12 protein-coding genes are annotated in these 14,734 nt (G+C 67.1%); 4 read left to right on the top strand and 8 right to left on the bottom strand.

The window, feature by feature from the left end; genetic code table 11:
• Positions 1–688: 688 nt before the first annotated feature.
• The 7 genes from ABT263_RS28255 to ABT263_RS28225 all read right to left on the bottom strand — a co-directional run bounded on the left by ABT263_RS28255 (position 689) and on the right by ABT263_RS28225 (position 9,179).
• Positions 689–892 carry a hypothetical protein gene (locus ABT263_RS28255; RefSeq protein WP_352294539.1) on the bottom strand — a complete coding sequence of 68 codons (204 nt, stop codon included), beginning with the start codon at positions 890–892 and terminating at the stop codon, positions 689–691.
• A 575-nt stretch (positions 893–1,467) separates the two neighbouring features.
• Complete coding sequence (locus ABT263_RS28250; RefSeq protein WP_352294537.1) at positions 1,468–2,328, bottom strand: SgcJ/EcaC family oxidoreductase; 861 nt, start codon at positions 2,326–2,328, stop codon at positions 1,468–1,470.
• 4 nt (positions 2,329–2,332) lie between these two features.
• A complete protein-coding gene (locus ABT263_RS28245) occupies positions 2,333–2,959 on the bottom strand; it encodes an MPN domain-containing protein (RefSeq protein ID WP_352294535.1) in 627 nt (208 codons plus the stop codon).
• A gap of 26 nt (positions 2,960–2,985) precedes the next feature.
• Complete coding sequence (locus ABT263_RS28240) at positions 2,986–4,899, bottom strand: 1-deoxy-D-xylulose-5-phosphate synthase (RefSeq protein ID WP_502885877.1); 1,914 nt, start codon at positions 4,897–4,899, stop codon at positions 2,986–2,988.
• Between the two features lie 1,154 nt (positions 4,900–6,053).
• Entirely contained in the window at positions 6,054–6,551 is a 498-nt protein-coding gene (locus ABT263_RS28235; RefSeq protein WP_352294533.1) for a hypothetical protein, read from the bottom strand.
• Positions 6,552–6,716: 165 nt separating this feature from the next.
• Positions 6,717–7,847, bottom strand: a complete 1,131-nt coding sequence (locus tag ABT263_RS28230; RefSeq protein ID WP_352294531.1) for an MFS transporter — start codon at positions 7,845–7,847, stop codon at positions 6,717–6,719.
• 453 nt (positions 7,848–8,300) lie between these two features.
• A complete protein-coding gene (locus ABT263_RS28225) occupies positions 8,301–9,179 on the bottom strand; it encodes a LysR family transcriptional regulator (RefSeq protein ID WP_352294529.1) in 879 nt (292 codons plus the stop codon).
• A gap of 500 nt (positions 9,180–9,679) precedes the next feature.
• On the opposite strand from ABT263_RS28225, the gene ABT263_RS28220 reads away from it, so the two are divergent.
• From ABT263_RS28220 to ABT263_RS28205, 4 genes are read left to right on the top strand one after another with little or no spacing between them, the layout of a single operon-like run.
• Positions 9,680–10,978 (top strand): aspartate aminotransferase family protein, encoded by a 1,299-nt coding sequence (locus ABT263_RS28220; protein ID WP_352294527.1) that lies wholly within the window; start codon positions 9,680–9,682, stop codon positions 10,976–10,978.
• Positions 10,978–12,063 (top strand): zinc-dependent alcohol dehydrogenase, encoded by a 1,086-nt coding sequence (locus tag ABT263_RS28215; RefSeq protein WP_352294525.1) that lies wholly within the window; start codon positions 10,978–10,980, stop codon positions 12,061–12,063. Before ABT263_RS28220 ends, ABT263_RS28215 begins: the two co-directional genes overlap by 1 nt.
• Positions 12,060–12,791, top strand: coding sequence for an HAD family hydrolase (locus ABT263_RS28210; protein ID WP_352294523.1), 732 nt, complete (start codon positions 12,060–12,062; stop codon positions 12,789–12,791). Before ABT263_RS28215 ends, ABT263_RS28210 begins: the two co-directional genes overlap by 4 nt.
• Positions 12,788–13,765, top strand: a complete 978-nt coding sequence (locus ABT263_RS28205; RefSeq protein ID WP_352294521.1) for an LLM class flavin-dependent oxidoreductase — start codon at positions 12,788–12,790, stop codon at positions 13,763–13,765. The genes ABT263_RS28210 and ABT263_RS28205 overlap by 4 nt, the downstream gene beginning before the upstream one ends.
• 235 nt (positions 13,766–14,000) lie before the next feature.
• On the opposite strand, the gene ABT263_RS28200 is transcribed toward ABT263_RS28205, so the two are convergent.
• Positions 14,001–14,558: a PadR family transcriptional regulator gene (locus ABT263_RS28200; RefSeq protein WP_352294519.1), complete on the bottom strand. Its 558-nt coding sequence runs from the start codon at positions 14,556–14,558 to the stop codon at positions 14,001–14,003.
• Positions 14,559–14,734: the final 176 nt, after the last annotated feature.

The following is a 14,734-nucleotide window of genomic DNA, read 5'->3' as shown; positions in this document are numbered from 1 at the left end:
GGTCGGCCATCGCGTAGCCGACCACCTCGCGAGTGGCCAGGTCGATCGCGGTGGCCAGGTAGAGCCAGCCCTCCTCGGTCGGCAGGAAGGTCATGCCGCCGACCAGCCGCATCCCGGGCCGCGGTGCGGTGAAGTCGCGACCGATCAGGTCCGGGGCCCAGTGTCCAGGTGTCCAGCCGCAAGGTGGAACTTCATTCCTGCCCCTGGGCGCGATCCTGGCCAATGGCCTGGTCGACCACTGCCGCGAGCGGGCGGCGTCTGCACTGTGACCCGCGGCCGCCGCGGGATCGGCATGAGTCCACACGACCCTTGATGATGACGCGGTGGCCGTTGCCGTTCTCACGTGGGGTCCGGCGCAAGATCACGAAGTCCCATCGAAGTGCTGGTCCCGGCGTGACGACTCCGGGACCAGCACAGGAGAACCGATTCCGGGGTGTCCGTACCCGCCCTGCATTCCATTGAGCACCGTCAATTCGGCCCAGGCATCGATATTGGGCCGGGGGACCGAATACCTGGTGCAGGTCGCGGGCCATCAGAACAGCAGTGATGCGCTGACCGTTGGAGGCCACCATGGGCTTGTCGGTCGTCGAACCGTCGGCGAGACAGGGCCCTCGCATGGTCGAACCCGTGGTTCTGCACACGGGGTAGAACGAGCGAGAAGCCAAAGTCGCCGTGGGACGAGGGCGACCTACCATGTGGCGTCGGTTCCGGCGAACGATGACTCGGAGACGTGGCGCAGCCGGGGCAGCACGTCGCGCAAAGCGTAGAGATCGTCAGCGGTGGCCTGTTCGGCGAGGCGGCTCAGGAGGCGGCGAAGGACATGGTCGTCGTGGTCGTGGACAGCTTCGGCGATACCGCGCAGTACCGCCTCGATCTCAGGTCTGACTGGCATGCGTCTCTCCTGTCCCCGGCGTCGATGTGGGGTTGTCTGATGGGTACCGCTCACCGTGCACCGCTGCCTCCGGCGAATGGCCCTCCTGGAGGCATCGCTGTACCGTCGTTCAGTCGGCGGTTCAGCGGTTGCCCAGCGTAGGGTGGCGGCGGTCGTGTGAACCGGGGGACACTCAATGACGGTGAACGTTCCCTCAGCTGCGAGGTCGGCGGCCAGGGGGACGACGCCACAACGATCTCCAGCTCGGCTGTCTTCACGATCACGCACCTCGCGTGACGCTGGCCTGCCGGTTCGGCGCCGCTCGCCCCAAGGTTCCCCCCGCCCCGTTTTCGGCCCTGCTCCAGTGGGGTCCATCCACCCGCTCGTCGCAGAGCTAACGAGTGCTCTCCGTCGGGCACTGCTCGACCAGTAGCTCCAGCAGGTACACCGGGAGCGGATCGGGTTCGCCGAGTGTCGCCCAGGTGTGGACGGATACCCGCGCGGACGAGTCGGCCCGCCGTAGGACGTTCCCGCCCACCGGCCCGTGAGCGGCAGGGAAAGTACCCATCATCGCCCCCGGGCCAAGGCGCGGTGGCTCAGTTGCTGTCGTCAGCGGGTTGCCCTGACCGCGGCGGCTCTGTGCCGCCGAAGCCATGTGCCGACAGGTCGAACCAGTTGCCCTCCGGATCGATGGCCCGGTACTCGGCGAAGGGCCGAGTGGTGAAGCGTTCCGCCGGCTGGGGGCTCCCGGCTGAGATCAGGGCCGCGGATGTTTCGGCCACATCGGCCACGTGGAACCCGAAGTGGTTGATGCCCAACGGAGTGTCTCCGTTCAACCGGTGCTTGATGAGAGCGAGGCTGAAGTAGTCGTCGGAGAGGAAGCAACTGCCGTCGGGGTCGCGGTGGAAGAGGCGCATTCCGAGGATCTCGGTGTAGAAGTTCGCAAGCTTCTCAGGGTCCCGAACGACGATGGCGAGGTGCCGGAGCCGCGGCGCGGGGGTGGTGGGAAGATCGGACACGCGCGTCTCCTGGGCTTCGCTGGTGGGGTCAGAGTGCGGCACGCGGACAGGAACCATGTTGTGAAAGGCCGTGATCTGCCAGGCTTCCGTGCCGGAGACCGTCGTGCGCTCCACGACCGCCAAGGCGTGCGTGCCGGCAAGGGTGGCTCCGTCGAACGTGGTGACAGTGGATTCCACAACCACGGTGGCGAGGTCCTGGCACAGGTACCGGATGGACCGGATCACGGTGTCGAGCGTGGTGGAACGGTAGGTCGATCGGAAGAGGCGTCCGTGGCGTGCGGAGATGTCCGCCCGGCTCTGAATCCTTTCGCCCTGCACAGTTGTGAAGTCGCAGTTCGCCGAAAAGACTGCCGCGAATGCGTCTGCGTCTCTGGCGGCCCAGGCCGACCTCATCGCATCCCACAGGGCGCCGATCTGGTTGTCCGTGGTCGAGTTCACTGAGTCACCGTTCCGTTGTTACGTCAGCCGTCACGAGAAGGGGGATTCGGCTGCACTGGTTGTCGGGGCCATCGGGTTCGTTGGGCGGCGCCCAGGCGGCGAGTGAGTGGTACGTCGCATCACCTCGGCGTTCCAGGTAGCAGATGAGGTTCACCGGCCAGCTGGTGTGGCCGAAGGTGTGATGGTCCATCGGGGTTGGACGGTCGCTGAGGACCAGCTGCCGCTCCGACGGGGGACCGATGCGGTGCCAGTCGGGGTGTAGGTGGATCGACCCCAGGAGCTCCAGACCATCGGCTTCGGCCTCCCGGGAGATCCTCAGGAGATCGCGCGAGTTGACCCACCAGCCGCGTGCTTCGTTCTCGTAGGCGGTGCCGAAGCGGGGGATGATCGATGCGGCGAACTCGACGCGTGCGGCCGGGTCTTCGGCTCGGGCGTTGCGTCCGAAGGCTATGCGTTCCACAGCGTAGGTCGTGCCGTGCGCCGACCCCAGGAGGAGCGCGAAACACGGCAGCGGGGTGCTGGGCGTGATGAGCTGGTACGTCTCGACGGCTGCGGTCAGGAAGTCCCGCAGTGCCTGATCCCGGAGTAGGACCGTGGGTGGTTCACACCATGGCGCGTCTGGTCTGTCCATATCGAATCCTTGCTGAGAGGTTGGGCCTAGCTGGAGGTGAGGAAGCCACGGGTGGGCTTGCCCTTGGGCGGGGTGCTCGGTGCCGGCGAGGTCCGCGGCGGCCTCGGAAGCCCCGCCGTTGCCTGGAGAATGTTCATCAGCCGGTCGGCGATGTACTGGGCGGTGAGGCCGCTGAACGCCAGGGTGTCCGCGCGCGAGCCGTGCTCGAGGAAGCCTTGCGGAATGCCGAAGTTGCGGACTGGACGTTGGAGTCCGGCTTCGCCGAGTGCCAGTGCGATCGCCGTGCCGACGCCGCCGGCCAGTGTGTTCTCCTCGACGGTCGCGACGAGTCGGAACTGCTCGGCCAGCGAGATCAGTTCAGGCGCGAGCGGTTTCACCCAGCACGGGTCGACGACGGTGATCCCCAGACCTCGGGCGGTGACCTTTCCCGCAGCCTCGAGACAGGTCGAAGCCATGGTGCCGACGGATACCAGGAGGATGTCCTTCCTCTGTGAGGCCTGGAGGACGTCGACCCCGCCGAGCTTGCTGAGAGCCCGGACCGCCCGGACGGTCCGTCCCTTCGGAAACCGGAGAGCAGTTGGTCCGCGTTGATAGCTCACCGCTTCCTGCAGGGCCGAGCGCAGGGTGGTGGCATCGCGTGGCGCTGCCATGCGCAGGCCTGGAACCAGGTTCAGTAGCGACAGATCCCACACGCCGTGGCCCGGAGCTCCACCCTCGCCGGTCACACCGGCGTGGTTGAGCGCGAAGGTCACCGGTGTGTGGTGCAAGGCCACATCGAGCAGGACTTGGTCGAACGCACGATTCAGGGAGCTGGCGTTCAGCGTCACCACCGGGTGTGCGCCGCCCAACGCCAAGCCCGCTGCCGTGGTCACCGCGTGCTGCAGAGCGGGACCCACATCGACGATGCGGTCCGGAAAGCGCCGGGCGAATTCGCCGAGACCTGCCGGCTCGATCGCTCCTGTAGCGACGGCGACGAGATCGGGCCGAGTCGTGGCCAGGTGAGCCAGCTCGTGTCCGAACACAGAAGCCCAGGAGGACAGATCATTGTCTGCCTGCCCCGAGACCCCCTCGGTGGGTGCACGTCCGACGCCTCGCGCTGTCCTCTCTGCCTTGGGGTATCCGCGCCCCTTGTCCGTGACGCAGTGGACGACGACTGGTCGGCCGAGCTCGACTGCTTCGCGCAGGACGGTTTCCAGCGCCGTGATGTCGTGCCCGTCGACCGGGCCCAGATACGCCAGGCCGATGCTCTCGAACAGGGTCTGCGGGGCATCCGGACCGCGTAACGCGGCGAGGTGCACGGTGAACGCCCATCGGTCCGGTGCGGCCGAACCGCTGTTGTCGTTGAGCACGATGACCACCGGCCGCTGCGATGCCGAACCCAGACTGTTCATGGCTTCCCAGGCCATTCCCCCGGTCAGCGCCCCGGCGCCCATGACCGCTACCACGGCGCGGCCGCTCACGTGGTGGAGGTGGTGAGCCCGTGCCAGGCCATCGGCCCAGGAGAGCACGGTCGAGGCATGCGAGTTTTCGACGATGTCGTGACCCGACTCACTGCGGATCGGGTAGCCGGACAGGCCGGCCAGTCGGCGGATCGCCTCCGGTCCACCGGCTTGCCGGGTCAGGAGCTTGTGCACGGCGGCCTGGTGGCCGGTGTCCCACAGGATCCTGTCCCGCGGAGACTCGAAGACGCGGTGCAGAGCGAGAGTCAGCTCGACGGCGCTCAAACTGGGGCCGAGAGCGTCTTCGGCAGCGGTGACCGTCTCCACGAGCAACTCGCGAATCCGCGGCACGAGTGCCTCGAGCTCGCACGGTGACAGTGCCCTGATGTCCTCAGGGCCGTTGATGTCGTTCAGCAGAGACCCGCGGCGACCCTCCCTGCCGACCGTGTGGCGTCGGCCACGGGGGTGTCCAATCGCGAATACACGCTGTACCAGTGGCATGATCGTGCCTCGTCTGCCTGCTCTGACTGAATGTTGCGGCTGGTTTCCGTTGCGGTCGAGTGCGGCCGGCCGGGTGGTCGGGCGCGGCCCGTAGGGGGCCTTTGCTGTCGACGGGCGGTGGTCCGGTTGTGTGGTGGATGTGCTGTCATCCGCTTCAAGGCGTCGGGCTGGCACTCCTCGCCAAGGTGCCCCAGCCCGGGGCGGGCGCCCTGACGAGCGTTGCCGAACAGCCTTGGCAGCCCTTCGGCCGTAGGGCCGATGACCGGTTCGGGCAGGACGCCGGCCGCACCGGAGTCGGGTGCGGCCGCTCTGCGGCGACGCCGGGTGGAGCCGATCGGCGCCCACAACTATACATACCGAGTATGTATCTGCTGCGGGCCGAGTCACCTGTTGCGGCGGCACTCGATGAGACCTGTGGGTAGCACGCGACTGCACGAGCGTCCGGGATGGGTGAAGTGAGTGCCGCCGGCGGCCGCGGTCGATCTGCGGACGCCACGGCACGGGTCGGTCACTGACCCTGGGTGCTCATCAAATCACCCGTGCAGCAGCCTACTTGGCGGTCCCGGGCCAAAGGTCGGCCCGCGGCGGCCCTGAGCTCCAGTCATGTGTACTGCCAGCCGACGGGACACACCTCATGGATCGTTCGTGCGGGAATTCCCTCTGGACCGAAGGCCGTGATCAAGCGCTTGTAAGATCAATTCTGCGATCGATCAAGGCCCCGCAACTGGGTAAGCAGATCACGGCACGTGTCCTCGTGCATCGACACGTGCCATCGCAGACCCACCGGAGGGCGCACAACCCCCGATGCGCCCTCCGGTGCCAGTGCTTCCCCCGACTCCCTCGCAGCCCCTTCGTGGGGCGCAGACGGATCGGGGGTGCAGTCCGACAGTGGGCGGACTCTCCCGTGTGCTTCACGACACGGCTTGTGAGGCCGGACAGTCATCGTTCGCCGGCCAGTCCTGAACTGGCCCCGCTGGGCGGATTGAAGCCGACCGCCCCCAGGCGGGTCCCACCCCAGCCTGCTGGGGGCGGTCGGCTCCCGAACCGGCCCCGGGGAAAGGCCGATCCGCTCGTGGTCCGGCTGTTCGGCAAGAGGAGAACGGCCGGCTTCGGGTGCCCGTGGTGGCCGGTAGTGCTCCCGGCTGCGACGGGTCTCAGCTTTCGAGGAGACGCAGGCGCTCTCGCGCGCGGCGCAGGGCGACTGCGAGCTCACCGGGATCGGTAGGCCCGCGCACGCCGTCGGGCAGCACGATCCATCCTTTCCCTGCGAACGTACGGAGCCCCGGTGCGGGCATCGCGACAGTTGTCGGCGTAAGACCGTCGTTCTGTCGCGAGAGCAGCTCGGTGTCCGAGATCTGCCACTGTCCGGCGGCACGGGTGGTGACCAGGAACTCCAGCCTCGCGCGTGCCCGGTCGTGCAGGACGGGTCCGACATGGACGTCGGCCTGCTGCAGGTCCCGAAGCGCGACCAGGCCTACGCGCTCGTTGGTGACGCGTACGACGTTGAAGAGGTACCCGGTCTCGATGCCGGCGAGTTGGCCCACTTGCCACTTTTCGAAGACCTTCTGCGGCTGCAGGTTCGCGGCCGCGAGCCACTTCGCGCCGTTGACGAGGTACGAGTCGCGGCGGTCGAGCTTGTGCGTCCGGTACATCGAGGTCCTTACGTCGATCAGGCAGGGCAGGGGATCCGGCGGCAGCCGAGTACCTGCCGATGTCGCCTGCGCCTGGCAGCCGCGGGGCTGCGGGCTGCGGGGAGGATGGGCGATCGTCGGCCGGGAGTGAGACGGATCTCCCGTCGGAGAGTGCTTCGGTGCAGCTCACTTCCCACGGGCCGTCCGTAGCACTGCCGGCAAGCTGCCGATCAGCAGCAGCACTGGCAGAATCCACAAGGCCTTGGCCACACTCGACAGCTCGGCCAGCCAGCCAATGACCCCCGGGCCGGACAGCAATCCGACGTACCCGCTGGTACTGACTGCTGTCACCGCCACATGTGCAGAGCTCCCCACGTTCCCGGCGACGGTGAACAGGTACGGCATGAGGCAGGAGAGGCCGAGGCCCAGGGATCCGAAGGAGAAGATCACGGGCAACGCTCCCGAGGAGCTGAACCCGACGGCGCTGCCCACAGCGCCGACGATGACGGCGGCCAACGCCATCCTGCCCTGTCCCATGCGGCGTGCCACAGCATCGCCGCTGAACCGACCCAGGAGCATCGTCAGTGCGAACGCCACGTAGCCGAGACCCGCAGCACCGTCGGACACTCCGCTCTCCTTCAGGCGGACAGCTGACCAGTCCGCGCTGGCACCCTCTGCGAACATGGCCGCATAAGCCGATGTGCACAAGACCGTGAAGGCGAGCACTTGTGATGATCGGCCATCAGAATTTCCTACCAGTGAATCGGTTCCAGGATCCGAAGCAGTCGCCGCGAGCGAAGCACGCGGCAGGGAGCGGAGACAGCAGACCAGGCCCAGCACGCCCAGGCCTGACAGGTGGACGGCGAGAGGCACCGCGAGTGCTGCGGCGCCGGCACCAATGGCAGCCCCGAGCAGACTTCCGACACTGAAGCAGGCGTGGATGCCGTTGATGACCGGTCTGTCAGCGGCTCGACCCACGGCAACGGCTTGAGCATTCATTGCGACATCCATCGCGCCCAGGGCCACACCCCAGACAAAGAGCGCCGTCCAGATCACGGCCAGGCCATGGCCGGCACCGACTCCGGCCGGAAGCAGACAGGCTGTAACTGCTGAGAGGCGTAAGACACGGGTGCTGCCCCATCGCTGCATGAACCATCCTGCGACGGGCATCGCCGTCAGACTTCCTGCTGCTAGGGCGAAGAGAACGATCCCAAGGGTTCCGTCCCCGATGCCGAGTCGCTTCTGGACCTCGGGGATTCTCGGTGCCCAGGTACCCAGCAGAGCACCGTTGACCGCGAAGATCGTGGAAATCGCCACATGAGCAGAGCGCAGACCGGCGGGGCGATCGTGGGATTCGGCAGGAGTATCACATACGCCCGAGGTCGGATCAGTCATGTAACGCCCCGGATGTCTCCCAGGACACCACCCCGCGTGCTGCAGAGGTCAGGGTCGGAGCGGGTCTTCCCAGTCGATGCATGCTCGACGACTCTGCCATCGGATCACTCCATTCCGCCCCGAAATCAACGTGTCAGTGCCGGCCTCCCGGTGCCGCAGGGAGTCAGCGAACTCAGCCATGTTCCAAGTCCGATCCCGATTTCGCCACACCGCAGGTATGCAGGTTCTTATACGTAGAGGTGACGGTGCCTTCCACGTCACCCACTACGGAGCGGCGCCGACATCGTCGGCCCGCATGCTGACACGGCGTCGGTGAGGCTGGTGACGGAGGACCAATAGCAGCCGTCCCCGGGCAAACACCGGCCGCCCTACCCGCTACAGAGCCCCCCAGGCCGCCGCCGCTGTGAGGAGTGTTTTGCGGGCTTCCAACAGGCCCGGGCTCTCGGCGCCGCGCCTCGTGGCGAGGTACAAGGTGTTCAGCGGCGGGTAAGGAGGGTGGTGGATCTGTTCGATCGACCCGTCCGCCAAGGCCTGGTGTGCGATGTATCGCGGAAGTACGGAGAAGCCCGCTCCCGCGATGACGTTGTCGAGCACGGCCCGTAGGTCCGGCACGATCAGAGCAGCAGAGTTGCAGGGCCTGCACCCGAATTCGCTGCGCCAGTAGCGTCGGATGATCGGCAGTTCGTTCGAGTAGGCGACGAGTGGCAGATGTGCGAGCGCCTTCACTGGCTCGGTCACGAGCCGGCCCAAGTCCATGGTGTGCTTCAGCGAGGGCGAAGCCACGAGCAGGAACTCCTCGTCGACGAATGGTACGGCGTTGAGTTCAGGATGCCTCGGACGAGTGGAGGCGACGACAAGATCGACGTGGCCGTAGGCAAGAGAGTCGAGCAGCTCGGGCGAAAGGCCGAGTGTCGCCCGGACACGTAGGCCGCGGGTGATGAGGCCGGACAGCGCAGGCAGCACCCGCAACGTCATGATCTCGCTCGCGCCGGCGATCCGCAGAACGCCGTCCAACGGACCCTCGCCGTCCGGCCGCAGGACTCCCCGCACCCGGTCGAGGTGCAGTCCGACCTGTATGGCAAGAGCTCCGGCCCGTGCGGTCGGTGCCGCGCCCCTGGTGGAGCGTACGAAGAGTTTCTCCCCGAGCTGCGACTCCAGGCGGGCGAGCTGGCCGCTCACGGCAGGCTGACTGACTCCCAGGCGCTCCGCCGCGGCCGACAGGGACCCCGAACGGTAGATCTCGAGGAACGCCACCAGTAGGTCCAGACTTGGTGCAGACAATTCGACCTCGCACTATAAGAACCGTGATGACTCACCGAGTGACACCCCGCTCGCGCGGGTAGCACGATGAGCCGGCAGCACGGCGCGCCACGATCACGAGGAGCTCCGACCGGTGTGTCGGCAGTGACCCAGACCGCATCACTGTCACGACAGGTACCAGGGCGACCACCTCCGGGGCGCGACGCACCTGAAGGAGGACGATCGATGCACTCGCTGTCGACCAGCTCCGAAGGGTCGAACGGCGGGCCGAGTGAGCACCCGGGCCGGCTCTCACCTTGATCCGCCGGCGGTGGGCAACGGAGCCCGCCCACAATCCTTGGGCGTTCTGCGCGCCTCAACTTGTCATGTTACATGCAAGAGCTGGGCCCGGGACTGCCCTCAGAACGCCTCCGGCGTTAGCGCCACACCACGCACGCCGGGAAACACTGCAGTTCGGACGCGGGGAGACCCCCCTCGATCGCAGGAAGGCCGTCATGATCGAATCCACGTCGAAGACAGCCCGCCAGGAAAGTACCGACGCACGCACCTACACACTAGCCCGAGGCCGTGGGGTGACCATCGAGCTTGACGATGGAACGACCCTCCTCGACGCAGCCTCAGGGACCTTCAACGTCCCCCTGGGCTACAACCACCCCCGCGTAGTGAGTGCGATTCGCCGACAACTCGACCGAGGCCTGCTCCACCTCACCTCGGAGTACACCCGTGAGCGGGCCACTCAGCTCCTCAAACCGCTACTGCCGTACGCACCGGAGGGCATCACTGCGGCCTGGATGCGGGACATCACCGGATCCACCGCGAACGAGTGCGCCGTTCGCATAGCGCAGAAGTCAACGGGCCGGCACGAGGTCATCAGTCTCTTCCTCTCCCATCACGGCCAAACCCTCTTCACGACCGCCCTCTCCGGCAACGCGTTCCGACGCGCCGAGTTCCCCGCAGGCCCCCCGACGGGTGTCAAAGTGCCCGCCCCGTACTGCCATCGGTGCTTCTACGGCCAGTCGTTCCCCGGGTGCGGCCTGATGTGCGTTGATCGTCTCGACGACTTCATCGAGTACGCCAGCAGCGGGTCGGTCGCCGCAGTGATCGTGGAACCCGTCATGGGTAACGGCGGCAACATCGTTCCCCCGCCAGGCTACTTCGAGCGCCTGCGTCAACTGTGCGACCGGCACGGCATCCTCATCATCGCGGACGAGGTCCAGACCGGGATGGGCAGGCTCGGCGAGGTCTTCGGCTCGACCGCAGTGGGGCTTCGCCCCGACATCATCACCCTCGCCAAGGGACTGGGCGGCATCGGCGTGCCCGTGGCTGCGGTCCTGATGCGCGAGGAGCTCGACGTACTGGAGAGCTACGAGCACTCGTTCACCTCCGGTGCCAACCCGTTGGCACTCGCCGCCGCAGAGGCAACAGTCGCGGTGATCACCGACGATGAGTTCCTCTCGGAAGTCCGGCGCAAGGGCGGACTGCTCGGCCAGGAGCTCCAGAGACTTGCCAAGAGCAGCGACTTGGTCAGCGACGTACGGGGCCTCGGCATGATGTGGGGCCTGGAGTTCTCAGGAGCGGACGGCTCGCCGGCTCCGAAGGTTGCCCGACAGGTGATCGACGTCGCACGCAGCCACGAAGACCTGATCCTCCGGCCGTCCCGCTACGGCTTCGGCAACGTCGTCAAGGTACGCCCCGCCCTGACCGTTGAGGACCATGAGATCGCGGACATCGCACAGCGACTCGAGCGCGTCCTGGTGCGGGTCGAGCACGCCGAGGGAAAGGACCATCGCTGATGGAATCGCTTGTATACAGCGCCCCCTGGACCGTCCGCGTCGTCGAGACGGAGGAGCCGAGGCTGTCGAAGCCGGACGACGTCCTGGTCGAGGTGAAGGCGGTCGGTATCTGTGGCACGGACCTCGGAATCATCGCCGGCCAGTACCCGGCGGTTCGCCCGCCGGTCGTACTGGGCCATGAGGCCGTCGGCGTCGTTCATGCGGTCGGCAGCGGAATCGAGGACCTCATTCCGGGCGAGCGGGTCGCCATCGACCCCACCTACGCATGCCTGCATTGCCACATGTGCACAACAGGCCGGCCCAACCACTGCCTGCGCAAGGACGGTACGGAGAGCGGCGTGAGTGCCGACGGCATGTTCCGCAAACTCCACCTCACCCAGCGACGTTTCGTCCACCGCATCGCCCCGCACGTTCCGTTCGAGAATGCCGCCCTGACGGAGCCCCTCAGCTGTGTGCTGACCGGGGTCGCCCAGCTGCTCCTGCGGACGGACTACCACGCCGCTGTCATCGGTGCGGGCCCGATGGGGCTGCTGTACGCGCACGCGCTGGCGGTGCAAGGTGTCCGGGGCACGTTGATCGAGATCTCACCGCAGCGGCGTGCGCTGGCCGAGCAGGCCGCACCCGCAGGGTGGATGGTCGCCCGCGATCTGGACGCCGCCCTACGGCAGGGATCCCGGAAGCCCTACGGTGCCGGTGGTGGCCGTGGCAACGGAGAGTCACTCCGCGACCTCGGCTTCGACATCATCGTGGACACGTCCGGCTTCGCCCTGGAATCCTCCCTCGCGTTTCTGGCCCGGGGCGGTCAGCTGCTGTCCGTGGGCCTGGGCGGTACTCCCGTTACGGTGGATCCCGTGGTCTTCGCGGACCACAGCAAGCGGATCGTCGGCTCCATCGACTCGCTGAACGGCAGCTTCGCCGCCGCTCTCGACCTGATTACCACCGGTCGTGTGCCTGCCGACCGCCTCGTCAGCCACGTGCTTCCGCTGTCGGCCCACCGCGAGGCACTCGCCCTCCTGGGTGTGGATCTGGCTGAGCGCAGGCGTGTCGCCCCCGCGGACGCCCTGAAGGTGGTGCTCGTCCCGTGAACGGCGGCGACACCGGGATCCCGCCCACCGAAGCCGTCGTCTTCGACTGCGACGGAACGCTCCTCGACACCGAGCCACGCTGGGATTTGGCCGAGCGCAGGTTTCTGCGCGAGCTGGGCGGTGTGTGGGGCCCGTCGATACGGCAGCACCTTCGCGGGCTCTCGCTGCTGGCCAGCGCACGCCTCCTGACCGAGGTCGCAGACGTGAGAATCGCGGAGGACGAGGCAGTGGACCGCCTGATATGGCACTTTGAGCGGGTGACCGACGAAGCAGGAGTCCCGCTGATGCCCGCCGCGGGGGCGCTCGTCGATGCGCTCGCGCGTTCCGGGGTGCGACTGGCTGTCGCGTCGAACACGCCGGAACCCTTGCTTCAGCGCCTTCTGCAGCGAGCCGACGTGCGAAGCCACTTCTCCGTTGTCGTGGCTGCCGGAGCGGAGCTCGCCCCCAAACCCGCACCGGACCTCTATCTGACGGCCTGCTCGCACCTGGGCGTGGAACCGGCATCGACACACGCCCTGGAGGACTCCCAGCCCGGCGTGGACGCTGCCCTGGCCGCCGGACTCCGGGTCACCGCGGTGAACGCCGATGCCACGGTGAGACTCGTCGGATGCCGGCAAGTCACCGGTCTCCAGGAGCTGAGCCTCCAGCGACTCGGGATCCTCCAAACCTCGAACCGGCAATCCCCGGGCAACGGTCCGGATGACGACACAGGAGAGCAGCGCGAATGACGTCAGAGCACGGCGGCTCGATCGGCGTGATGCTTCCGCCGGACACTCCGGTTCAGCAGATCGTCTCCTTCGCCCGGAAGGCCGAAGAGCTCGGGTTCGATGAACTCTGGGTGGTGGAGGATTTGGGCTTCCACGGGGGCCTGGCGCAGGCGGCGACCGTACTCGGTGTCACCAGTCGGATTCGGGTCGGCCTGGGACTGATGCCGGCCGGTGCCCGCAACGTGGCGTTCGCCGCCATGGACGTGGCCACCCTCGCACACCTCCACCCCGGCCGACTAGACATCGCCATCGGCCACGGAATGCCTGCCTGGATGCGCACTGTCGGCGCCTGGCCTTCGAGCCCCCTCACGCTGCTGTACGAATACATCACGACTTTGAAGGCCCTTCTGCGTGCAGACGTCGCCGACTACAAGGGACGCTACGTTCATGTCGACGGACTCCAATTACAGCCGACAGCACGACCTTCATCCGTACCCGACGTTCTGGCTGGTGTGCGAGGACCCCGGTCTCTGGCGGTGTCGGGCCATGTTGCCGACGGCACCGTCCTTGCCGAGCCGGTGACCCCTGCCTACGTTCGCAGCGCACTTCGGCACATCGCACCCACACGACCGCATCGCGTCGTCGCCTACAACGCTGCAGCAGTCAACGACGATCCGGCTGTCGCCTTGGAGGCCGTCCGCCCGCTCCTGGCCGTCGTTGCGGAAGAGGACTGGCGGCCACACATCGCTCCACTTCCCTTCCGTGACGCACTCGTGGCTCTGCGCTCTCGATGCGCCGGACCGGAGGATTTCGCTCGTAGCCTGCCCGACGAGTGGGTGCGTCAACTGGCCGTGGCAGGCACCCCGACACAGGCACGGGCTCAGCTTGCCGAGCTCTTCGACGCCGGCGTCACGAGCGCTGTTCTCACCCCGGTGGGCCCGGACTACGTCGCGTCACTTGTTCCGCTCGCCACGGTTCTGCAACCGTCAGGCTGATCAGACAATGTGAGATCGGCGTTTACCGCCCCGAGTGAGCAGCCACTCCCGGTTCCGCACAGCTTGGCCCGTCCCGCCTCACCCGGTGGGGCGGGCCAAGCTGTGCGCCGGGTCAGGGGCCGGCAGACCGTAGTGACGGCTCCGCGACGTCCTCAGTGTGCTGTGTCTGCGGGGAGCCCCCGGGAGCCTCGGGGCCGACTTCAGGCGGTTCTTCGCCCGGGATCGGCCGGCTGGGCTACGGCTCCCAGCTCTCCCCGACAAGCCGGGTCTCACAGCAATTGAGCCATCGGATGTTCGACTCGACCTGAAGGATTCGTCGCGCCGTAGCGAGCTGTCTGACGAGGCTGGGTCCCTCGAAGTCAGCGGCATCCGGACGAAGAGGCGGGCTCGACTGGCTCCCCTCTTGACCGGTCAGGTCCTGAAGCATCTTGACCTGGTGAAGCCGCTGGTCACGTAACACCGCGCCGAGGTCGACTCCAGGGACGAGCAGGGCCATGGCCAATTTGATGGCCAGTTCGTTCCTGGGCGCCTCGGTCCGTCTCACAGGGCTGCCGAACCAGGCTCGCAGTTCGGCCTGGCCGGCCTCGGTGACGGCGTAGAGGCGATGGCCGTCCGTGTCTTTGCCGGAGGGCTCGACCGACCCGTCGCGGACCAGGCGGCGAAGTGTTGCGTACACCCGGCCTGCGTTGATGAGCCACATGCGATCAGTGCGTGCCTCGAACTTGGACCGGAGCTGATGGGCATAGTGCGGTTCTTGGCTGAGGAGAGCAAGAAGGGCGTGACGGATGGACATGGTTCCCCGGCATCCAATGTGACTCAGGTAGGTGCTCTGCAGCGGCCAGAGCGAGGATGTCGCCCTGGACCCCGGCGGCTCGGGCTCGGCGAGGGAAGCGGGCTGAGGCGCAGATTGCAGACCCGGAAGCGATCAGGCGCCGCCACCGCTGTGTGCGGCCGGCGCGTTCGTACACG

Origin of the sequence: Kitasatospora sp. NPDC001603 (assembly GCF_040298365.1) — a bacterium.
Classification (GTDB): Bacteria; Actinomycetota; Actinomycetes; order Streptomycetales; family Streptomycetaceae; genus Kitasatospora.
This window is presented reverse-complemented; position numbering and strand designations above follow the sequence as displayed.